This window comes from Micromonospora sp. NPDC049801 (assembly GCF_040656575.1).
Lineage (GTDB): Bacteria > Actinomycetota > Actinomycetes > Mycobacteriales > Micromonosporaceae > Micromonospora.
Genome location: NZ_JBFAMS010000022.1, coordinates 22,884 through 42,942, shown reverse-complemented (window position 1 = coordinate 42,942; position 20,059 = coordinate 22,884). Strand labels below are relative to the sequence as shown.

General features: G+C 72.4%; 21 protein-coding genes. 14 read left to right on the top strand and 7 right to left on the bottom strand.

From position 1 onward, the window contains the following. Positions 1-44 precede the first annotated feature (44 nt). Positions 45-629 (top strand): YbjN domain-containing protein, encoded by a 585-nt coding sequence (locus AB0I89_RS29995; protein ID WP_357133604.1) that lies wholly within the window; start codon positions 45-47, stop codon positions 627-629. Between the two features lie 36 nt (positions 630-665). Here the strand turns inward: AB0I89_RS29995 and AB0I89_RS29990 are convergent, their stop codons facing one another. The 3 genes from AB0I89_RS29990 to AB0I89_RS29980 all read right to left on the bottom strand — a co-directional run bounded on the left by AB0I89_RS29990 (position 666) and on the right by AB0I89_RS29980 (position 3,946). Next, positions 666-1,097 (bottom strand): globin, encoded by a 432-nt coding sequence (locus tag AB0I89_RS29990; protein WP_357133602.1) that lies wholly within the window; start codon positions 1,095-1,097, stop codon positions 666-668. Between the two features lie 66 nt (positions 1,098-1,163). Beyond that, positions 1,164-2,543 carry an MFS transporter gene (locus tag AB0I89_RS29985; protein ID WP_357133600.1) on the bottom strand — a complete coding sequence of 460 codons (1,380 nt, stop codon included), beginning with the start codon at positions 2,541-2,543 and terminating at the stop codon, positions 1,164-1,166. A 236-nt stretch (positions 2,544-2,779) separates the two neighbouring features. Next, positions 2,780-3,946, bottom strand: a complete 1,167-nt coding sequence (locus AB0I89_RS29980; RefSeq protein ID WP_357133598.1) for a mechanosensitive ion channel family protein — start codon at positions 3,944-3,946, stop codon at positions 2,780-2,782. Positions 3,947-4,105: 159 nt separating this feature from the next. On the opposite strand from AB0I89_RS29980, the gene AB0I89_RS29975 reads away from it, so the two are divergent. After that, entirely contained in the window at positions 4,106-4,642 is a 537-nt protein-coding gene (locus tag AB0I89_RS29975) for an HNH endonuclease (protein WP_357133596.1), read from the top strand. A 68-nt stretch (positions 4,643-4,710) separates the two neighbouring features. Here AB0I89_RS29975 and AB0I89_RS29970 read toward each other — a convergent pair whose 3' ends face one another. After that, positions 4,711-6,297: a DUF6194 family protein gene (locus tag AB0I89_RS29970; protein WP_357133594.1), complete on the bottom strand. Its 1,587-nt coding sequence runs from the start codon at positions 6,295-6,297 to the stop codon at positions 4,711-4,713. A gap of 54 nt (positions 6,298-6,351) precedes the next feature. Here AB0I89_RS29970 and AB0I89_RS29965 point away from each other — a divergent pair, with 54 nt between their 5' ends. Beyond that, positions 6,352-7,131: a TioE family transcriptional regulator gene (locus AB0I89_RS29965; protein WP_357133592.1), complete on the top strand. Its 780-nt coding sequence runs from the start codon at positions 6,352-6,354 to the stop codon at positions 7,129-7,131. Here AB0I89_RS29965 and AB0I89_RS29960 read toward each other — a convergent pair. The 3 genes from AB0I89_RS29960 to AB0I89_RS29950 form a co-directional block, all read right to left on the bottom strand. Continuing rightward, complete coding sequence (locus AB0I89_RS29960) at positions 7,077-7,853, bottom strand: class F sortase (RefSeq protein ID WP_357133686.1); 777 nt, start codon at positions 7,851-7,853, stop codon at positions 7,077-7,079. The two genes, AB0I89_RS29965 and AB0I89_RS29960, sit on opposite strands and share 55 nt — an antisense overlap. Before the next feature lie 129 nt (positions 7,854-7,982). Then, positions 7,983-8,456 (bottom strand): hypothetical protein, encoded by a 474-nt coding sequence (locus tag AB0I89_RS29955; RefSeq protein WP_355052325.1) that lies wholly within the window; start codon positions 8,454-8,456, stop codon positions 7,983-7,985. A 391-nt stretch (positions 8,457-8,847) separates the two neighbouring features. Continuing rightward, complete coding sequence (locus AB0I89_RS29950; protein ID WP_357133590.1) at positions 8,848-9,285, bottom strand: Lrp/AsnC family transcriptional regulator; 438 nt, start codon at positions 9,283-9,285, stop codon at positions 8,848-8,850. A 146-nt stretch (positions 9,286-9,431) separates the two neighbouring features. Between AB0I89_RS29950 and AB0I89_RS29945 the strand changes: the two genes are divergently transcribed. The 11 genes from AB0I89_RS29945 to AB0I89_RS29895 are packed head-to-tail and all read left to right on the top strand — an operon-like array spanning position 9,432 to position 19,981. After that, positions 9,432-10,334: a tryptophan 2,3-dioxygenase family protein gene (locus AB0I89_RS29945; RefSeq protein ID WP_357133588.1), complete on the top strand. Its 903-nt coding sequence runs from the start codon at positions 9,432-9,434 to the stop codon at positions 10,332-10,334. Positions 10,335-10,348: 14 nt separating this feature from the next. Next, a complete protein-coding gene (kynU, locus tag AB0I89_RS29940; protein WP_357133586.1) occupies positions 10,349-11,629 on the top strand; it encodes a kynureninase in 1,281 nt (426 codons plus the stop codon). Further along, positions 11,626-12,963: an NAD(P)/FAD-dependent oxidoreductase gene (locus AB0I89_RS29935; protein WP_357133584.1), complete on the top strand. Its 1,338-nt coding sequence runs from the start codon at positions 11,626-11,628 to the stop codon at positions 12,961-12,963. The genes kynU and AB0I89_RS29935 overlap by 4 nt, the downstream gene beginning before the upstream one ends. 23 nt (positions 12,964-12,986) lie before the next feature. Beyond that, a complete protein-coding gene (locus AB0I89_RS29930; protein ID WP_357133683.1) occupies positions 12,987-14,468 on the top strand; it encodes a 2-hydroxymuconic semialdehyde dehydrogenase in 1,482 nt (493 codons plus the stop codon). A gap of 14 nt (positions 14,469-14,482) precedes the next feature. After that, positions 14,483-15,280: a fumarylacetoacetate hydrolase family protein gene (locus AB0I89_RS29925; RefSeq protein ID WP_357133582.1), complete on the top strand. Its 798-nt coding sequence runs from the start codon at positions 14,483-14,485 to the stop codon at positions 15,278-15,280. Beyond that, positions 15,277-16,209, top strand: coding sequence for an acetaldehyde dehydrogenase (acetylating) (locus AB0I89_RS29920; RefSeq protein ID WP_357133580.1), 933 nt, complete (start codon positions 15,277-15,279; stop codon positions 16,207-16,209). Before AB0I89_RS29925 ends, AB0I89_RS29920 begins: the two co-directional genes overlap by 4 nt. Next, positions 16,206-17,270, top strand: a complete 1,065-nt coding sequence (dmpG, locus tag AB0I89_RS29915) for a 4-hydroxy-2-oxovalerate aldolase (protein ID WP_357133578.1) — start codon at positions 16,206-16,208, stop codon at positions 17,268-17,270. Before AB0I89_RS29920 ends, dmpG begins: the two co-directional genes overlap by 4 nt. Continuing rightward, positions 17,267-18,040 (top strand): fumarylacetoacetate hydrolase family protein, encoded by a 774-nt coding sequence (locus AB0I89_RS29910; RefSeq protein ID WP_357133576.1) that lies wholly within the window; start codon positions 17,267-17,269, stop codon positions 18,038-18,040. Before dmpG ends, AB0I89_RS29910 begins: the two co-directional genes overlap by 4 nt. After that, positions 18,037-18,459 carry a RidA family protein gene (locus tag AB0I89_RS29905; RefSeq protein WP_357133574.1) on the top strand — a complete coding sequence of 141 codons (423 nt, stop codon included), beginning with the start codon at positions 18,037-18,039 and terminating at the stop codon, positions 18,457-18,459. The genes AB0I89_RS29910 and AB0I89_RS29905 overlap by 4 nt, the downstream gene beginning before the upstream one ends. Next, the gene (locus AB0I89_RS29900; protein ID WP_357133572.1) at positions 18,456-18,980 is read left to right on the top strand and encodes a 3-hydroxyanthranilate 3,4-dioxygenase; all 525 of its coding nucleotides are present in this window, start codon (positions 18,456-18,458) and stop codon (positions 18,978-18,980) included. The genes AB0I89_RS29905 and AB0I89_RS29900 overlap by 4 nt, the downstream gene beginning before the upstream one ends. Beyond that, positions 18,980-19,981: an amidohydrolase family protein gene (locus tag AB0I89_RS29895; protein ID WP_357133570.1), complete on the top strand. Its 1,002-nt coding sequence runs from the start codon at positions 18,980-18,982 to the stop codon at positions 19,979-19,981. Before AB0I89_RS29900 ends, AB0I89_RS29895 begins: the two co-directional genes overlap by 1 nt. Positions 19,982-20,059: the final 78 nt, after the last annotated feature.

The following is a 20,059-nucleotide window of genomic DNA, read 5'->3' as shown; positions in this document are numbered from 1 at the left end:
ACCGTAGGCGGCTGGATCCGCTGGGGAGTGAGGTGCGACGAGCGATGCCGTGGTGGTCATGGCGCCCCGGTCCCGCCGACGGCGGTGATCCGGAAACCCGAAGCGGGATCACAGTGGAGAGCGCGGTCCGGGTCGGGCCGCCGAGTCCTCGCCAGCCGGGGGACGACTGCCCGGGCAGCGACCGACCCGTACTGGCCGAAATGGCGGCCAGCATCGAGCCGGTGAGCCTGCGCCGGGTCTGTGACGCACTCGACCTGCTCGACGTGCGTTACCTGGCCGACGGTGACGGCAACCTGCTGGCCATGTGGGAGCGCCACGCCGTGCTGGTGACCCTTGAGGGTCCGGAGGACGAGATCCTGGTGATGCGGGCCCGCCCGCACGCCACGGTCCCGCCCGACTGGGCCGACCGGGCCTACCGGGTGGTCAACGAGTGGAACCACACCCGCCGCTTCTGCAAGGCGTACATCGGTGATCCGACCGAGCGCGGCCAGCTACCGATCTACGCCGAGCTGCAGGTCCCCCTCGGCGCCGGTACGCACGACGCGCTGCTGGTCGAGATGCTCGACTGCGGCGCGGCCGTGGCCACCAGCTTCGTGGACTGGCTGCACGACGAGGGCGCGCTGCTCTGAGACGGGCCGCGGCCCGGGTGCCCGGTGCGCGCGCCGTCAGGCGCGCTCGGCCGGGTCCTCCATGGCGTTGACCATGAAGTACGCGGCCCGCTCCAGGTAGTCCCAGAGGGCGACGGCGAGCTGCGGTTCCAGGTCGAGCCGGTCCACCGCCTGGCGCATGTGCCGCAGCCAGGCGTCCCGCTCGGCCACCCCGATCCGGAACGGGGCGTGCCGCATCCGCAGCCGTGGGTGACCGCGCTGCGCGGAGTACGTGTTCGGCCCACCCCAGTACTGCATCAGGAACAGGGTCAACCGGTCGGCCGCCGGGCCCAGGTCCTCCTCCGGGTACATCGGTCGCAGCAGCGGATCGCTGGCGACGCCGACGTAGAACTCGTCCACCAGCCGGCGGAAGGTGGGTTCGCCGCCGACTGCTTCGAAGAGCGTCATCGACGCGTCGGGACGGTCGGATTCACCTGCGGGGTTCACCATTCCATCCTGCCAGGTGCGTCGGCCGTGGACCCGACCCGGAGGCCGTGCGTCGGCTCACCCCGTGGATCACGTGACCGCGTGCCGACGGTGGCCTCCGGCTGCCCGGGGGTCGGTGAGCCCCGTCGTCCCGCTGACGGCGACGTCGCCCGCCGCGCGGGCCTGCGCGACGTTGGCGGCCGTGGCTGCCGCCACCGCCTCCTCCATCGTCTGCCGGCTCGGCCAGCGCAGGGTGGCGACAGTCATCAGCAGCACTCCGGCGGCGCTCCAGAGGCCGACCACCACCGGGATGGGGAACCGTTCGGCGAGCAACCCGGTAACCAGCACGGCGATCCCCTGGATGACCTGCACACCGGTGGCCATCACGCCGAACGCGCGAGCCCGGAACCCGGCCGGCAGGGCCCGGACGAACAGCCCGTTGGCCATCGGGAGCATGCCGGCGACCGCGAATCCACACAGGGCGGCCAGCAGCGCCACCACCAGCGGTGGCGGATCGAAGAGCGCGGGCACCAGCGCCAGCGGGGCGAGCACCGCGAGCGGGCGCATCATGGCCAACCGGCGGGCCGGGCCGCACAACCGGCTCACCAGCAGCCCGCCGAGGATGAAGCCCACCGGACTGGCGACCATGATGACGGCCTGCGCGGTACCGGCGGCCATGCCGCTCCTGGCATCGTCGTTGGCCCAGGCGGCGGCCAGCCCTTCCGGGACGATCGAGAAGAGCATCGCGCTGAACACCAGCACCGCGATGGCCCGCAACACCGGCGTACGGAAGACGATCCCGAAGCCCTCGGCGGTCTCCCGCAGCAGGTGGCCCCGGTGGGCGGTGGCTATCGCGGCGGCGTGATTCCGGACGCCGAAGCGCAGCAGCAGCGCCGAGACGCCGAAGGTCGCGGCGTTGAACAGCAGCGCGACGGTCGGGTCGATCGAGGCGACGGCGGCGCCGAACAGGTACCCGACGACCTGTGCGGCCTGCCCGATACTGCCGTTCAGCGACAGTCCGACCACCAGGCGGTCTCCGGTGAGGATCTGCGGCATCAGCGCCGACTTCGCCGCCTGGCTGGGCGGGTTGGCCAGCGTGGTGGTGAAGAGGAGCACCAGCACCACCGGGACCGGCAGACCAGGGAGGGCGATGAGCACCATCAGCACCATCCGGATGACGTCACACGCCACCATCACCCGCCGGTACGGGTGCCGCTCGGCCAGCGCGGCGAGCAGCGGACCACCGAGCAGCCACGGCAGGTAGCTCACCGCGAACGCGGCGGCGGAGAGCGCGACGGACCTGGTCTGCTGGTAGACGAGGAGGGTCACGGCGGCCCTGGCGACGTAGTCACCGACCCAGGACAGCGACCCGGCGGTGAAGACAGCCCGGAACTCACGTTGGGCAAACACTTCGCGAAAAGTGGCCGGACCTTCCGCGGAAGGTCGCTCGTCGGGCACCGTCGCCTCCATCGGCCCCCGGGCACGGCTGCTTGTGGCCGCCGGGCCGGGAACACTCGTCAGATCTGTCGGATCAGCGAGGATGTGACCGCGCTCCAGCGGGAACGCGTGCTTCGGGATTCTGCCCGATCGTCCGACGACTAGCTAGGGTGAACGGATCGTTCGTCGCATCCCCGACTGAACGAACGGACGATACTCCAGGGGCCGGCTGGACCGCGACCCCTGGATTGCCGGCCATTCTCACCGGGTCAGGTGGCGCCGCCCTGACCGGTCTCACCGTCCGGCAAGGGCCGGCTCGGCACGCCGGGATAGCTGCGGGCAGCGGCGATCTGCGCGGTGATGCCCGAGTTCTCTAGCGCCTCCGCCAACCTGCGCCGCAGTTCCCGGCCCACCGCGAACTGGCCGTCGGCAGTCGTCTTGACCACCGTTCGGATCACGGCGCCCTCCACCGTCATCTGCTCGACGCCCAGCACCTCCGGCGCCTCCACGATCTCCGGCGACAGGTCCGGGTCCACCGCCACCGACGCGGCGGCCGTCCGCAGCACCGCGTTGGCCTCCTCCGTGCCGCTGAAGCCGATCGGCAGGTCCACCACCACCAGCGCCCAGCCCTGGCTCTTGTTGCCGACCCGGATGATCTCGCCGTTGCGGATGTACCACAGCACGCCACGTCCGTCCCGGACCGTGGTGACGCGCAGCCCGACCGACTCCACGACGCCCGACGCCTCGCCGAGGTCGACGTTGTCGCCCACGCCGTACTGGTCCTCGATGAGCATGAAGAGACCGGCGATCAGGTCCTTGACCAGGCTCTGCGCGCCGAAGCCCAGTGCGACGCCGGCGATGCCGGCGCTGGCCAGCAGCGGCGCCAGGTCGAAGCTGAACTCGCGCAGGATCATCAACAGCGCGATGCCGAAGACGAACGCCGTGGTCAGGCTGCGCAGCACCGAGCCGATCGCCTCGGCCCGCTGCCGCCGCCGCTCCGGCACGAACTCGGTCGGGTCGACCGCCGCGGTCGGCACCCGCTCGCGCAGCGGCCGCAGCATCGTCGGCACCGCGCCGTCGGTGGTCGTCCGGACCAGCCGGTTGATCGTCCGGTGCAGCGCCCAGCGCGCCACCATCGCCAGCGCCAGGATCAGCAGGACCCGCAGTGGCTTGAGCAGGATCCAGTAGCTGCCCTCGGCGAACCACGCCGAGCGGGTGATCCCGTAGATCCATTCGCAGGAGGTGCTGCCCTGACAGTTCACCGACACGACGTCGGGCAGGGCAAGGGGCGTCACGCTGGCGGCACTCACCCTGTCTTCGTACCGCAACACCTCGGACCGGTCGCCGCCGACCCACCAGCCGGGTGAGATGCGCCGGAGCGCCGGGTCGGACCGGGGCGAACCGGCCATCGTGACAGGTGCGGAAAAGAGCTTCACATCCGACCCCGGATTAGTACGTGCAATCCGGGGTCCGATCAGGGACTATTGGCGCAACGGACGTCGGTGATCGAACGGGCGTCGACGGTGCGGGCCCTCGTGCCCAACTCCGGTCGGCGGCAGGTTCGCAGCAGCCGCTGAACCGGGAGGGTGATCGCGATGCCTGACATACGACCCGCGGTGGGCTCCGGCGCGCTGGTTCTCAACGCCACCTACGAGCCGCTGTGTGTCGTGTCGGTGCGTCGCGCCGCGATCCTCGTCCTCTCCTCCAAGGCCGTCTGCGTCGCCGACGGCGACGGCATCCTGCACAGCGCCCGGGACGCGCTGCCGGTGCCATCGGTCGTGCGGCTGACCCGCTTCGTCCGGGTGCCCTACCGCACCCACGTCGGGCTGTCCCGCCGGGCGATCTTCGCCCGGGACGGTTGGCGGTGCGCCTACTGCCGGGGCCCGGCCGAGACCATCGACCACGTCTTCCCGCGCAGCCGGGGCGGCCGGCACGCATGGGAGAACGTGGTCGCCGCGTGCGCGCGGTGCAACCACACCAAGGGCGACAAGACTCCGGCCGAGCTGGGTTGGCGGCTGCACGCCCTGCCGGCCGCGCCGAAGGGCACCGCGTGGCGGGTCCTCGGGCACCGCGCTCCGGACCCGCGCTGGGCCGACTGGCTCGACCTGCGCGAGCCCGAAGCAGCGGCCTGACCCGTACCCGTGCGGGCCCGGCTGCACCCGCGGGCCCCGCCGTGCAGGACGGCAGGCCGGCGTCGGGCTCAGTCCTGCTGGCCGGCGGCCCGGCGCGTCGCGCGCTCGTGCCGGTCGACCGCCCGCCGGTGCGCGATGGCGAGAAGCCGGTCGACCTCGGGCAGCATCTGCGGACCCGGCATCACGATGCTGGCGAAGCCGTACAGCGCGTAGCCCGGGTGCGGCGTGAGAGTGTCCAGCCGGGCGTAGTCGAAGTCCTCCCGGTGCTCCTCGAAGGCAGCCGGCGCGAAGCCGAACGCCTTTTCGAACTCGGCCCGGCCCAGCTCCAGGTTGAGGCGGAAGACGCCGGGGCGGTCGAGCTGCCCGGCCTCGTCGAAGCCGGGCACGTCGTGCTCGACGATGGTGGCGAACGGTTGGCGGCGGTCCGGCCCGACGTGGAAGAAGCGATCGCCCCACGCGGCCTCCGGTGATCCGTTCTCCGCGCCCGCCACCACCTGTTCGACGCCGGGCAGCGCGCCGATCCGCTCGGCGAGCACGGCCGCGTCGACGCCGGTCGGGATATGCAGCACCGCCTCGGCGTTGTCGATGGTCGCCTGGTCCAGCGGGAAGTAGCGGTAGTCGTGCGTCCTGCGCTCGGCCGGCTCGATGTCGGCCGTCGGGACGTACCCGGGGAGGTCGCCCAGACGCTGGAGCCGACCCTCGTAGGTCGACGCGGCGGGCGCGTCGATGCCGAGCGCGGGGCTCGCGCCGAGGGCGCCGACCACCACCGCGTACCGCTCGCCCAGCAGCGCTCCGACGATCGCGCCAGCGCCGGCCCACGACACCGTCGCGCCACCGATCGTCATGGTGGCCGGATGGCGTCGCAGGTGCGTGTTGTGCGCGAAGACCAGCGTCGGTCCCCGGTCGGCCTCGACCGCCCGGATCGCGAGCAGGTTCTCGGCCATCAGCGCGTCCCGGACCCCGGCCAGGCGCGCGAACCGTTCCTCCGGCGCGAGGTCGGTCGCCGCGGCGGCGTGGTACCGCAGCAACGCGACCGCGGACATGGCGTGCACGTGGGCCTCCCGCCAGCCCGCGGGCCGGCGGTGCGCCTGGAGAAACAGCTCGGTCAGCAGGTCGTCGGCGAGGACCCGCAGCCGGTGGGCGTCCGTCGAGCGTCCGACGGACCGGCCCGGCTCCCACACCGCGGCCGTGTCGCTCCACCGGGCCTCGTCCCCGACCAGGTCGTCGATCTCCGCCGACCGGTCCAGGCCGAGAAAGTCGCAGACGAACGTCAGGTGCCGGCGCGGGCTCGGGGCGCCCTCGATCTCCAGCGGCGCGTCGAAACCGTGGAACCGCAGGCGCTGCGCGGCGGGTCGTCCGGCGTTCCACTCCCGCATCCGCAGCAGCAGGTCACGGTTGGCCGGGGCGGCGCCGAAGCCGTGACTGAACCCCTCGGCGAGCGCGCGGTCGAGCGGCACGGGCCCGCCGTCCACGAACTCGTCGGCGAGCAGCCCGGCGGCCCGGTCGCTCTCCAGGGCGATGGAGCGGTAACCGTGCTCGGCCAGCGTCAGGAAGGTGTCGTTGCGGATCTGGAGGAAGGCGGATTCACCGTGCGTCGGCTCGCCGATCGCGAGCAGGGTCGGTGAGCCGGCGAGCAGGTCGAGAACAGTGGTCATTGCATCGACCGTATCGTTGAACCAGCGGTTGAGACTTCAGAGCAGGAGAGCACGGTGGTCACCCCAAAACCCTCAAACCCAGGGGTACGCCGGCCGGTCGACCTCGCCCGGCGGCACGGGCTGTCGGCGCAGGCCGTCCGCAACTACGAACGCGACGGTGTGCTGCCGCCGGCCGAGCGCACCGTCAGCGGGTACCGTCGGTTCACCGAGACGCACGCCCGGGCACTTGACGCCTACCTCGCCCTCGTCGCGGGCCACGGTCACGCGGCCGGCGGTGACATCATGCGCGCCGTCAACCGGGGCGAGCTCGACACCGCGTTGCGGGCGATCGATGACGGCCACGGCCTGCTGCGACGCGACCGGGAGACCCTGGACGCGGTCGAGGTGGCGGTCGGCACGCTCACCGCCACGAAGCCCGCGCCGCAGACCCGGCGGGCCGTACCGATCAGCGTGCTCGCGCACCGGCTCGGCGTACGACCGGCGACGCTGCGCAAGTGGGAGTCGGCCGGAATCCTGCGACCGGAGCGCGACCGGGCCACCCGCCACCGCGTCTACTCGCCCGACGACGTCCGGGACGCCGAACTCGCGCACCTGCTGCGCCGGGGCGGGTACCGGCTGAGCCACATCGCCGACGTGCTGCGTCGCGTACGGGACGCCGGCGGCGCCGAACCACTGGCCGCGTCGCTGACCCAGTGGCGCGGACGACTCACCGAGCGCGGCCGGGCCATGCTCACCGGGGCCGCCCGGCTCGCCGCGTACCTCGACGACGGCGCGGGAGGTCACCCGCCACGTGCCTCGACCAGCGAGGCGAAGACCACCAGGTTGTCCGAGTAGCCGGTCTCACCGCCCACCCACCGGCCGCCGCAGGTGATCAGTCGCAGGCTGGGACGGCTGAAGTCGCCGTACACCTCGTCCACCGGTAGCCGTTCCTTGCTGAACCGCTCCACCGAATCCACCTCGAAGACCGCCACCCGCCCGTCGGCGCGGGTGATGTCGACCCGGTCGCCGGAGCGCAGTTCCCGTAGCCGGTGGAAGACGGCCGGCCCGGTGGTCGTGTCCACGTGCCCGACGATCACCGCCGGCCCGTACTGCCCCGGGGTGGGGCCCTGGTCGTACCAGCCGGCCTCCTGCGCGCGGGCCACGTCGGGCACGGCGATGGTGCCGTCCGGGGCGATGCCCACGTCGTGCAGCGGCGCCCGCAGGTCGATCGTGTCGATGGCGAGGGCGGTCGGTGGGCTGGCCGGCAGCACCGGGAACTTCTTCGGCGGCGGCCGCAGGCCCGCGCTGATCCGGTCCGGCAGCAGACTCACCCCGGTCACCCGTTCGACGCCGAGCATCGCCACGATCAGCACCATCAGCGTGGCGATGACCAGGACCGGCACCCCCGGACCGGTACCGCCCAGCCGACGCCGGGCCAACGGTGGCCCGCCGGGACGGCGCGGCGGCAGCGGGCGCGCGTCCGGGTCGGTGGTGGCGACACTGGCGGAGACCGCCTGCCCGGCGACCCGCCGCAGCCGGCCCGAGGCCCGGGCCACCAGCCGGCCGGCGGCGCGCAGCGTCCTCGCGGCCCGGACGCGGGCCGTGCGGTCCGCCGGCGCGGGGCGGGCCGTGCGGTCCGGCCGCGCGGAGCGGGCAGGGCCATCCGGCCGCGTATGCGCGGATCTGCGGGTCATGGCAGCTCCGGGTCAGGAGCCGGCTCCGGGCCGACGCCGGCCGCCCATCATGCCGAGCGCGACCGCGGCGGCCACCAGTGCCACGCCGCCGAGGACCAGGACCGAGCCGGTTCCCCGGCCGCCGGCGGTCCCGCCGCCCCCGGTCGCCGGCCCCTTGCTGGGCGAGGCCATGTTGAGCACGGTCAGCATCGTCTGCGCGGTCTGGTTGTTCTGGCAGCGCAGGTCGACCTGGTAGTCACCGGGCTCCTTGTTGCCCGGAACGGTGACCTCCCCCTTGAGGAAGCCGTTGTCCGGCCTGAGCATGACGTGCCCGAACGCGTCGGAGCGTACGTTCGCCTGCCGATCGTTGTTGTTGTCGCAGCTCGCGCGGATCGTGACCCGGCTGCCCGCCGGGACGCTGTTCGGTGTCACTTCGACGAAGGTGTTCTCGCCCGCGTGGGCCGGCGTGACCGACAGCAGGACGAACGCCCCGATGAGTCCGACCAGTGTCAGAGCGGACGAGAGCGCGCGGTTGATCGTGCGAAGACCCTGCATGATTTCCCCCCAACCGGCGACGACCGCCGGAACCCTCCCCTGGGCACGCGCGCTGCTTTCCCCCCACCCCAAAGGCAAACCCACCCCCCCACCCCGCCCCCACCCCGCACCCCCGCGCCCGCCCCGCCCCCTCCCGCGCGTCGATCATGGAGTTGTGGTGCGCCGCAAAAGGCGCATCTGATCACCATCTACCCACCGCAACTCCATGACCGACCCGGGACTGCGCCGAGAGTCCCGCGATCTTGCACTTTCTGTCGTCGAAATACGAGGAATGCCCGGGTATGCCGCGACAGAAAGTGCAAGATCGCGAACGAGGGGGCGGGGGTGGGGAGGGGCGGGGGGGTTAGGGGTGGGGGGTTATGGGGTGCCAGGGTAGGGGGGAGGACAGGACCATGGTGCTCGATGGTTGGCCGTACGGGGCCAGGCGGTCGATGACGGCCTCGAAGTCCCCGATCGAGCCGGCGGCCACCTTGAGCATGCTGCACGCGTCACCGGTGATCCGGTGGATCTCCAGGATCTCCGGCCAGTCGGACACCTCCGGGTCGTGCAGGATGCACCGCGACCCGTAACAGGACATCCGGATCAGGGCGACCACCGTACGACCGGCCCGGGTCAGGTCGACGTGGGCGTGGTAGCCGGTGATCACGCCGGTCTCCTCGAGCCGGCGGACCCGCTCGGCGACCGCCGGTGGGGACAGGTGCACCCGGCGGGACAACTCGCTGAAGGAGAGCCGGGCGTCGGCCTGCAACTCGCGCAGCAGCGCCCAGTCCATGTCGTCCACGCTCGCACCTTACTTTCGTGAACCGGATTCGCCCAGCTGCCTTCCGTTCGCCAGGTCAGGACGGCAAGTGCCGTTGATCCGGCATTCCGTACGCCGATCCCACCGCGAGATCATGACGTCGGCAGTTCGGGGAAGGGAGACGACTGGTGGAATCGACGGAGCGGCGGGCCTCGAACCGCGTCGCCACGGTGCGACCGGTGACCCCGCGACAACGGGCGGCCCGCGCCGCACGCAACGGCGGTGAGCCGACTCTCGAGTTCGCCGACCTGGTGCCGTACGACGCGTACGTGCGGGCCAGCGCGCTGCACCAGTTGCAGCAACCTCTCAGCGACGACCCCGGCGAGATGTCGTTCCTCATGGTCAGCCAGATCATGGAGCTGTACTTCGGACTGACCTGCCACGAACTGCGCGAGACCCAGCGCCTGGTGCGCGCCGACCAGATCTGGGACGCGCTGGCTCCGCTGCGCCGGGCCACCCTGCACCTGGAGGGGTTGAACGCCGCCTGGCAGGGCCTGCGCTGGATGACCCCGGCCGACTTCAACCGGTTCCGCAACCTGCTCGGCGAGGGCAGCGGCTTCCAGTCCGCGATGTACCGGCACCTCGAGTTCCTGCTCGGGCTGCGCGACCCGGCGCTGATCCGCCCGTTCCGTCGGCAGGCCGAGGTGCACGCCGCGCTCAGCGCGGCGATGGCCGCCCCGAGCCTCTGGGACGATGTCGTCGCGCTGTTGGCCCGGCGTGGCTTCGACATCCCAACCGAGTTGTTGGACCGCGACGTGGCGGTCGAACACGACCCGCAGCCGCAGGTCGAGGCCGCCTGGGTGCGGATCTACGCCGACAACGGCCCCGACAATCACCTGCGGCTGCTCGGCGAGGCGCTCAGCGGTGTCGCCGAGGAGTTCGGCGACTGGCGCTGGAACCACGTCAAGGCGGTGCAGCGGACGATGGGCGCGAAGGTCGGCAGCGGCGGTTCCGCCGGCCTGGCGTGGCTGCAACGGAGCATGGCCCGGGTGGTCTTCCCGGAGCTGTGGTCGGCCCGCACCGCGATGTGACCGGAGAGCGAGACATGCACATTCCTGTTGACGAGGCGCACCGCCTCGACGAGGCCGACCCGGGTCACCGGCACCTCTTCCACGTGCCGCCCGCCGACGGCGGTCTCCACCCCGAATCGGCGTACCTGGCCGGCAACTCGCTCGGTCTGCAGCCCCGGGCCACCCGCGACGAGCTCCTCGCCGACCTGGACGCCTGGGGGCGGCTCGGCGTCGAGGGGCACCTGGAGGCCGAGCGCGCCTGGTTGCCGTACCACGAGCTGTTGACCGGCCCGGCCGCGCGACTGGTCGGCGCCCGGCCCGCGGAGGCCGTGGTGATGAACTCGCTCACCGTCAACCTGCACCTGCTGATGGTCAGCTTCTACCGCCCGGCCGGCGCGCGTACCCGCATCGTCATCGAGGACAGCGCCTTCCCCTCGGACAGCTACGCGGTGCGCAGCCAGGCCCGGTTCCACGGCCTGGACCCGGACGACACGGTGGTCCGGCTGCGCCCCCGCCCCGGCGAGGACGCGCTGCGCACCGAGGACATCACCGACTACCTGGCCGCCGAGGGCGACCGGGTGGCGTTGGTGCTGCTCGGCGGCGTCAACTACCTGACCGGTGAGCTGCTGGACATCCCGGCGATCACGGCCGCCGGCCGCGCGGCCGGCGCGGTGGTCGGCTGGGATCTCGCCCACGCGGTCGGCAACGTGCCCCTCGCGCTGCACGACTGGGATGTCGACTTCGCGGCCTGGTGCTCGTACAAGTACCTGAACTCCGGTCCTGGGGCGTTGGCCGGCGTCTTCGTGCACGAGCGGCACCTCGGCGATGCGGACCTGCCGCGCTTCGAGGGCTGGTGGAGCACCGCGGCGGCCACCCGGTTCGAGATGACGCCGGTGTCCCGCCCACCGTCCACCGTGGAGGCGTGGCAGATCTCCAACCCGCCGATCTTCGCGATGGGTCCGGTGCGTACCTCGCTGGAGCTGTTCGACGCGGTCGGCATGCCGGCGCTGCGCGCCCGCAGCCTGCGCCTCACCGGCTGGCTGGAGTCGCTGCTCGACGAGGTCACCGCCGACCGGCCGCTGCGGGTGGTCACCCCGCGCGAGGAGGCCCGCCGGGGCTGCCAGCTCTCGGTCCGCGTCGGCGCCGGCAACGCCGCCGAGCTGACCAAACGCCTACGGTACGAACACGGCGTCATCGCCGATGCCCGGGAGCCGGATGTGGTCCGCTTCGCCCCGGTGCCGCTCTACTCGACGTACCTCGACTGTTGGCGAGCCGCCGCCGCACTGGAGGCCACGGTGGGACGGGTGAACCCATGACCGCCCGGCGGGACGAGGTCGCGATCATCGGCGCCGGCCTGGCCGGGTGCCTGGCCGCCTGCTTCCTGGCCCGGCGGGGCTACCCGGTGGCCCTGTACGAGCGGCGGCCGGACCCGCGCACCGGAACGGCCGAGCGCGGGCGTTCGATCAACCTGGCGCTCTCCGAGCGCGGGCTGGACGCGTTGCGCCGGATCGGCCTGGCCGAGCAGGTGATGGCCGACGCGCTGCCGATGCGCGGCCGGATGATCCACCCGGTCGAGGGGGAGCCGCAGTTCCAGTCGTACAGCGCGGCCGGCGACCGGGCGATCAACTCGATCAGCCGGGGCGCGCTGAACAACGCCCTGCTGGACGCCGCGGACGCGCTGCCCGGGGTACGGGTCGTCTTCGACCACCGTCTCGTCGGACTCGACCCGACCGACGGCTCGTTGGGCTTCGAGACCCCGCAGGGCCCGGTCGCGGCCAAGGCTTCCGTGGTGCTGGGCGCGGACGGCGCGGGCTCCGCCGTACGCGGGCAGCTCCTGGCGCACGGGCTGCTGAGCGAAAGCGTGGACTTCCTCGACTACGGCTACAAGGAGCTGACGATCCCGCCGCTGGGCGGGGACTTCGCCCTCGATCCGGACGCCCTGCACATCTGGCCGCGCGGCACGTCGATGATGATCGCGTTGCCGAACCCGGACCGCTCCTTCACCTGCACGCTGTTCTGGCCCAACGAGGGCGTCGGCAGCTTCGCGGCCCTGGACAACCCGGCCGCCATCCGGGCGCACTTCGCCGAGCGGTACCCGGACGTGGTTCCCCTGGCCCCGGCCCTGGTGGACGACTACCAGCACAATCCGGTGGGGGTGCTGGGCACGGTCCGCAGCACGCCCTGGCAGGTCAACGGCACCGTCGGTCTGATCGGCGACGCCGCGCACGCCATCGTGCCGTTCTACGGCCAGGGCGCGAACTGCGCCTTCGAGGACGTCGTCGAGCTGGACCGCTGCCTCGACGAGTGCGCCGACGAGTGGTCGGCGGCGCTGCCGCTGTTCCAACGTCGCCGGCAGGAGAACGCGGAGGCCATCGCGCAGATGGCGTTGACCAACTTCGTGGAGATGCGGGACAAGGTCGCGTCACCGATGTTCCAGACCCGCAGGCGGGTGGAGCACGCGCTGGAACGGGCCCTGCCCGGCCGGTACGTTTCGCAGTACGAGCTGGTGTCCTTCTCCACCACCCCGTACGCCGAGGTGCGCCGCCGGGTGCGCCGGCAGCACCGGGTGCTCGGCGCGATCGCCGGTGGGGCGGCGCTGCTGCTGGCCGGGACGATCACGGCGGTGCTCAACCGAGGGAGGCGCGCGTGACGAACCTCTGGGACCCGACGTTGATGACCGGCCACGCGCCGGCCGGGCCACCGCGCCTGCGCAACTTCGTGGGCGGCGAGTTCGTCGACGCGGGGTCGACGTTCACCAAGGTCAGCCCGGTGACCGGGGAGCCGGTCTTCGAGGTGGCGGAGGCGTCGCGGTCCACCGTGGACGACGCGGTGGCCGCCGCCCGTGCGGCGCTGCGCGGGCCGTGGGGCCGGATGGGCGAGCGCGAGCGCGCCGAGGTGCTCCGGCGGGTCGCCGACGAGCTGGAACGCCGCTTCGACGACCTGGTCACCGCCGAGGTCGCCGACACCGGAAAGTCCATCGCCCAGGCCCGTACGCTGGACATCCCGCGCGGCGCGGCGAACTTCCGGGCGTTCGCCGAGATCGTGGCGACCGCACCCACCGAGTCGTTCACCACGGTCACCCCGACCGGTGGCCGGGCCCTCAACTACGCGGTCCGCAAGCCGGTCGGCGTGGTCGCGGTCATCGTGCCGTGGAACCTGCCGCTGCTGCTGCTCACCTGGAAGGTCGCCCCGGCGCTGGCCTGCGGCAACGCCGTGGTGGTCAAGCCCAGCGAGGAGACACCCGCCTCGGCGACGGTGCTGGCCGAGGTGATGGCCGCCGCCGGCGTGCCCGAGGGCGTGTTCAACCTCGTGCACGGCTTCGGTCCGGACTCGGCGGGGGAGTTCCTGACCCGCCACCCGGGCGTGGACGCGATCACCTTCACGGGCGAGTCGGCCACCGGCGGCGCGATCATGCGGGCCGCCGCCGACGGGGTGAAGGCGGTCAGCTTCGAGTTGGGCGGCAAGAACGCCGGCCTGGTCTTCGCCGACGCCGACCTGGACGCGGCGGTCGCCGGGTCGGTGCGGTCCAGCTTCACCAACGGCGGTCAGGTGTGCCTCTGCACCGAGCGCCTCTACGTGCAGCGGCCGGTCTTCGAGGAGTTCACCGCCCGGCTGGCGAAGCGGGCCGGCGAGCTGGCGTACGGCTGGCCGACCGACGAGGCCACCGCCACCATGCCGCTCATCTCCCCGCAGCACCGGGCCAAGGTGCTCGGGGCGTACGAACTGGCCCGGTCCGAGGGCGCCGAGGTGCTGACCGGCGGCGGTACGCCCACCTTCGGCGACGCCCGGGACGGCGGGTCGTACGTGCAGCCCACGGTGCTCGCCGGTCTCGACGCCCGCGCCCGCACCAACCGGGAGGAGATCTTCGGCCCGGTGGTGCACGTCGCGCCGTTCGACACCGAGGACGAGGCGTACGCCCTGGCCAACGGCACCGACTATGGCCTGGCGGCGACGGTGTGGACCCGGGACGTCGGTGTCGCGCACCGGGCCGGGGCGCGGCTGGACGCCGGCATCGTCTGGGTCAACACCTGGTTCCTGCGGGATCTGCGAACCCCGTTCGGTGGGGTGAAGGCGTCCGGCATCGGTCGGGAGGGCGGCGTGCACTCGCTGGACTTCTACTCCGAACTCACAAACGTCTGCGTGGACCTGTCGTGACCGAGGGAGTGAACGTGGAAGCCGACATCGAGGCCGCGAACCGGGAGTTGGCCGAGGCGCGCAGCACCGGCAAGCCGTGCCCGCCGCTGCGCGGCCGGTTGCTGCCGGAGGGGGACGTCGAGTCCGCGTACCGCGTGCAGCAGTTGCAGACGCGGGCCTGGCAGGGCCGGGGCGAGCGCCGCGTCGGCGCGAAGATCGGGCTGACGTCCCGGGCGGTGCAGGAGACCTTCGGGGTGTTCCAGCCGGACTTCGGGATGCTGACCGACGAGATGGCCGTCGGCGACGGGGTCGAGGTGCCCATCGACCGGCTGCTCCAGCCACGGGTCGAGGCGGAGATCGCGTTCGTGCTCGGCGGGGACCTCACCGAGGAGCGGATCACCACGGTCGACCTGATCCGCGCGGTCGATCACCTGCTGCCCGCCATCGAGATTGTCGACTCGCGGGTCGCCGGCTGGGACATCTCCATCGTGGACACGATCGCCGACAACGCCTCCAGCGGGCTGTTCGTGCTGGGCACCACGCCCCGGCGGCTCGCCGACGTCGACCTGCGACTGTGCGGGATGGTGCTGGAGCACGCCGGTGAGCCGGTCTCGGTGGGCGCGGGCGCGGCCTGCCTGGGCAACCCGCTGCACGCCCTGCACTGGCTGGCCACCACCCTCGCTCGGGCCGGTGACCCGCTGCGGGCCGGGGACGTGGTGCTCTCCGGGGCGCTCGGCCCGATGGTCCCGGTCACCCCCGGGGCCGCGTACGAGGCCCGGATTTCCGGGCTCGGCTCGGTACGCACCTGCTTCAGCAAGGAGGCTGCCGCATGACCACCGGAGTGGCGGTGCTGGGATCGGGAAACATCGGCACCGACCTGATGATCAAGGTTCTTCGGCTCAGTAGCGAGCTGCGGATGGTGGCGATGGCGGGCATCGACCCGGCCTCCGACGGCCTGGCGCGGGCCCGCCGCCTCGGCGTCGCCACCACCGCCGACGGCGTGGACGGCCTCGTCGCGCTGCCCGAGTTCGCCGACGTCGAACTGGTCTTCGACGCCACCTCGGCCGGCGCGCACCGCCGCCACGACGAGGTGCTGCGGTCGCACGGCCGCACGGTGGTCGACCTGACCCCGGCCGCGATCGGCCCGTACGTGGTGCCGCCGGTCAACCTCGACGAGCACCTGCACGAGCCGAACGTCAACATGGTGACCTGCGGCGGCCAGGCGACCGTGCCGATCGTCGCCGCCGTCGGTCGGGTCACCCCGGTGGCGTACGGCGAGATCGTCGCGTCGATCGCCTCGAAGTCCGCGGGGCCGGGCACCCGGGCCAACATCGACGAGTTCACCGAGACCACGGCGCGAGCCATCGAGGTGGTCGGCGGCGCCGAGCGGGGCAAGGCCATCATCGTGCTGAACCCGGCGGACCCGCCGCTGCTGATGCGGGACACCGTCTACTGCCTCTGCCCGGACGCGGACGCCGACCGCGCCGCCATCGCCGCCTCGATCAGCGACATGGTGGCGACGGTGCAGGAGTACGTCCCCGGCTACCGGCTCAAGCAGGACGTGCAGTTCGACCTGGTGCGGGCGTACCTGCCGTCGCTCGGACGACAGCTCACCGCCCTGCAGGTGTCGGTCTTCCTGGAGGTCTCCGGCGCGGGCCACTACCTCCCGGCGTACGCCGGGAACCTGGACATCATGACGTCGGCCGCGCTGCGGACCGCCGAGCGGCTGGTGGCCCTGCGCGCGACGGGAGCGGTGGCATGACCGACCTGTACATCCAGGACGTGACCCTGCGCGACGGCATGCACGCCATCGCCCACCGCTACACCGTCGAGCAGGTGCGCACGATCGCCGCCGCGCTGGACGCCGCCGGGGTGGCCGCCATCGAGGTCGCGCACGGCGACGGGCTCGCCGGGTCCAGCGTCAACTACGGCCACGGCGCGGCCAGCGACGCCGAGTGGATCTCCGCGGCCGCCGAGGTGCTGACCACCGCGAAGCTGACCACCCTGCTGCTGCCCGGCATCGGCACCATCGCCGACCTGAAGGCCGCCCAGGCGCTCGGGGTGACGAGCGTCCGGATCGCCACCCACTGCACCGAGGCGGACATCTCCGCCCAGCACATCTCCTGGGCCCGGGAGAACGGCATGGACGTGGCCGGGTTCCTGATGATGTCGCACATGAACGATCCGGCCGGGCTGGCCGGGCAGGCCAAACTCATGGAGTCGTACGGGGCGCACTGCGTCTACGTCACCGACTCCGGCGGCCGGCTGCTGATGTCCGACGTGGCGCAGCGGGTCGACGCGTACCGGCAGGTCCTCGACCCGGAGACGCAGATCGGCATCCACGCGCACCACAACCTGTCCCTCGGGGTGGCCAACAGCGTGCTCGCCGTGGAGCACGGCCGGGTCCTCGGGTCCGCGCCGGCCGGCTCCGACGCGCCGCACGGCCGGACCGTCCGGGTGGACGCGTCGCTCGCCGGGATGGGCGCGGGCGCCGGCAACGCGCCGCTGGAGGTCTTCGTCGCGGTCGCCGAACTGCACGGCTGGAAGCACGGCTGTGACGTGTTCGCGTTGATGGACGCCGCCGACGACATCGTCCGCCCGTTGCAGGACCGGCCCGTCCAGGTGGACCGGGAGACGCTCTCCCTCGGGTACGCCGGGGTCTACTCCAGCTTCCTGCGGCACGCCGAGCGGGCCTCGGCGAAGTACGGCGTGGACGTGCGCTCGATCCTGGTCGAGTTGGGCCGGCGTCGGATGGTCGGCGGCCAGGAGGACATGATCGTCGACGTGGCACTCGACCTGGCCGGCAAGGAGCAGCAATCATGATCGGACCGGACATCGCGGGGATCGCCGAGAAGTTGGGCGCGGCGGCGACCACCGCCACCCCGATCCCGCAGCTCGCCGCCGAGACCGGCCTCGACGTGGACGCCGCGTACGCCGTGCAGGCCGCGCTCGCGCAGCGCCGGATCGACGCCGGCGAGCGGCTGGTCGGGCTGAAGATGGGGCTCACCAGCAAGGCGAAGATGGCCCAGGTCGGCGTGGACGAGGTGATCTGGGGACGGCTCACCGACGCGATGCGGGTGCCCGACGGCGGCGCGGTCGACCCGACCGCGTACATCCATCCCCGGGTCGAACCGGAGGTGGCGTTCCTGCTGGACCGGCTGCCCGAGCCGGGTGAGCCGGTCGGCGACTTCGCCACGGCGGTGCGCGCGGTCGCTCCGGCCATCGAGCTGATCGACTCCCGGTACGCGGACTTCCGCTTCTCGTTGCCGGACGTCATCGCGGACAACACCTCGGCCGCCGCGTTCGTGATCGGCCCGTGGTCCCCGGTGCCGGCCGGCCTGGACAACCTGGGCGTGCTGCTGGAGGTCGACGGCCGGGTGGCCCAGGTCGGCTCGACGGCGGCGATCCTCGGCGATCCGCGCCGCGCGCTCGACGAGGGCATCCGACTGGCGGGCCGGCACGGGGTGCGACTGGAGTCGGGCTGGGTGTTCCTGGCCGGCGCGGCCACCGCCGCCGTCCCGCTGCGCCCGGGCGCGCACGTCCGCGCGGTCGTCGAGAAGCTCGGCACCGCGTCTCTGCGGGCGTCGTCGTGAGCGGGGTCGTCGTCGCCGGCAAGGCCGTTCCGCGGGGGGCCTTTCCGCACGTCAAGGTCGCCCGTGGGTTCGTCTTCGTCTCCGGTACGTCGTCCCGGCGGCCGGACAACAGCTTCGCCGGTGTCGAGGTGGACGAGTTCGGCACCACGAGCCTCGATATCCGGGTGCAGACGCGGGCGGTCATCGAGAACGTCCGGGATCTGCTGCGATCGGTCGGCGCGGACCTCACCGACCTCGTCCAGGTGACGTCGTACCTGGTCAACATGAACGACTTCGGTGGCTACAACGAGGTGTGGGCGGAGTTCTTCGACGCGTCCGGGCCGACCCGTACGACGGTGGCGGTGCACCAGTTGCCGCACCCGCACCTGCTCATCGAGATCCAGGCCGTGGCCCTTCTTCCCTCGGGAGGTCAGTCGTGAGTGAGATCGCCGAGCCGTTCAGCTTTCCGGGCTGGATCGCCGACAACCAGCACCTGTTGAAGCCGCCGGTGGGCAACAAGGAGATGTTCCCCGGCGGGGACGACTTCATCGTGATGGTGGTGGGCGGGCCCAACCAGCGCACCGACTTTCACGTGGACCCGTACGAGGAGTTCTTCTACCAGGTCAAGGGCAACATGCACATCAACCTGATGACCCCGCAGGGGCCGCGTACGGTGCACGTGCGCGAAGGTCAGATGTGGATGCTGCCGCGCAACACCCCGCACTCGCCGCAGCGGCCGGAGGCCGGCTCGATCGGTGTGGTCGTGGAGCGGGTCCGCGAGGAGGGCACGCTGGAGACGTTCCAGTGGTACTGCCCGGAGTGCGGGCACAAGGTGCACGAGGTGGAGTTGCAGGTCCGCGACATCGCGGCCGACCTGCCGCCGGTGTTCCAGGCGTTCTACGCGGACGAGTCGGCGCGTACCTGCGCGAACTGCGGCACCCTGCACCCGGGCAAGGGCTGATGCCCGCTGGTGTGGTCGACGTGCACACGCACGTCGTACCGAAGGGGTGGCCGGACCTCGGCGCGGCGTGCGGCGGGTCCGGCTGGCCCTGGTTGCGGGTGGACTCCGAGCGCGCCGCCATGATCATGGTGGGGGAGACGGAGTTCCGCCCGATCGGCGCCGAGTGCTGGGACGCGTCGCGCCGACTCGCCGACATGGACGCCGATGGCGTCGCCGTGCAGGTGGTGTCGCCGACGCCGGTCTTCTTCAGCTACGACCGCCCGGCCGACCAGGCGGTGAAGGTCGCCCGGATCTTCAACGACCTGACCCTGGAGGTCACCGCGGCCGGCGGCGACCGGCTGGTGCCGTTCTGTCAGGTGCCCCTTCAGGACCCGGACGCCGCCTGCGCCGAGCTGGACCGCAGCCTGGCCGCCGGGCACGTGGGCGTGGAGATCGGCAACCACGTGGGCGACCGGGACCTGGACGACGCCGGGGTGGTCACCTTCCTGCAGCACTGCGCCGAGGTGGGCGCCCCGGTCTTCGTCCACCCCTGGGACATGCCGGGCAGCCCCCGGCTGGACCGCTGGATGGCCCGCTGGCTCACCGGGATGCCCGCCGAGACGCACCTGTCGGTGCTCGCGATGATCCTGGGCGGCGTCTTCGACCGGGTGCCGGAGGCGCTGCGGATCTGCTTCGCGCACGGCGGGGGCAGCTTCCCGTTCTGGCTCGGCCGCGCCGACAACGCCTGGCACCGCCGTGGCGACCTGGTCCGGGGCGCGTCCGCAGCCCCGCCGAGCAGCTACGTCGATCGGTTCAGCGTCGACTCGGTGGTCTTCGCGCCGCCGGCGCTGCGGCTGCTGGTCGACACGCTGGGGGAGGACCGGGTGCTGGTCGGCAGCGACTACCCGTACCCGCTGGGGGAGCGGCCCGTCGGCGCGGTGGTCGACGCGGCCGACTTCCTCACCGATGCCCAGCGCGACAAGCTCCGGTCCACCAACGCCCTGCGCTTCCTGCACGGCTGAGCACGGCTCACGCCGCCGGCTCGACACGCCATTCGTCGGTGGGGCGTCCGATGGTCGCCCGCGCGTGTCGGCTGCGCG

Bases quoted from the DNA above. Each gene is read 5' to 3' on its own strand.
- AB0I89_RS29995 (WP_357133604.1), top strand. From the start codon at position 45: ATGCCGTGGTGGTCATGGCGCCCCGGTCCCGCCGACGGCGGTGATCCG.
- AB0I89_RS29990 (WP_357133602.1), bottom strand. From the start codon at position 1,097: ATGGTGAACCCCGCAGGTGAATCCGACCGTCCCGACGCGTCGATGACG.
- AB0I89_RS29985 (WP_357133600.1), bottom strand. From the start codon at position 2,543: ATGGAGGCGACGGTGCCCGACGAGCGACCTTCCGCGGAAGGTCCGGCC.
- AB0I89_RS29975 (WP_357133596.1), top strand. From the start codon at position 4,106: ATGCCTGACATACGACCCGCGGTGGGCTCCGGCGCGCTGGTTCTCAAC.
- AB0I89_RS29970 (WP_357133594.1), bottom strand. From the start codon at position 6,297: ATGACCACTGTTCTCGACCTGCTCGCCGGCTCACCGACCCTGCTCGCG.
- kynU (WP_357133586.1), top strand. From the start codon at position 10,349: ATGCACATTCCTGTTGACGAGGCGCACCGCCTCGACGAGGCCGACCCG.
- AB0I89_RS29935 (WP_357133584.1), top strand. From the start codon at position 11,626: ATGACCGCCCGGCGGGACGAGGTCGCGATCATCGGCGCCGGCCTGGCC.
- AB0I89_RS29930 (WP_357133683.1), top strand. From the start codon at position 12,987: ATGACCGGCCACGCGCCGGCCGGGCCACCGCGCCTGCGCAACTTCGTG.
- AB0I89_RS29920 (WP_357133580.1), top strand. From the start codon at position 15,277: ATGACCACCGGAGTGGCGGTGCTGGGATCGGGAAACATCGGCACCGAC.
- dmpG (WP_357133578.1), top strand. From the start codon at position 16,206: ATGACCGACCTGTACATCCAGGACGTGACCCTGCGCGACGGCATGCAC.
- AB0I89_RS29910 (WP_357133576.1), top strand. From the start codon at position 17,267: ATGATCGGACCGGACATCGCGGGGATCGCCGAGAAGTTGGGCGCGGCG.
- AB0I89_RS29895 (WP_357133570.1), top strand. From the start codon at position 18,980: ATGCCCGCTGGTGTGGTCGACGTGCACACGCACGTCGTACCGAAGGGG.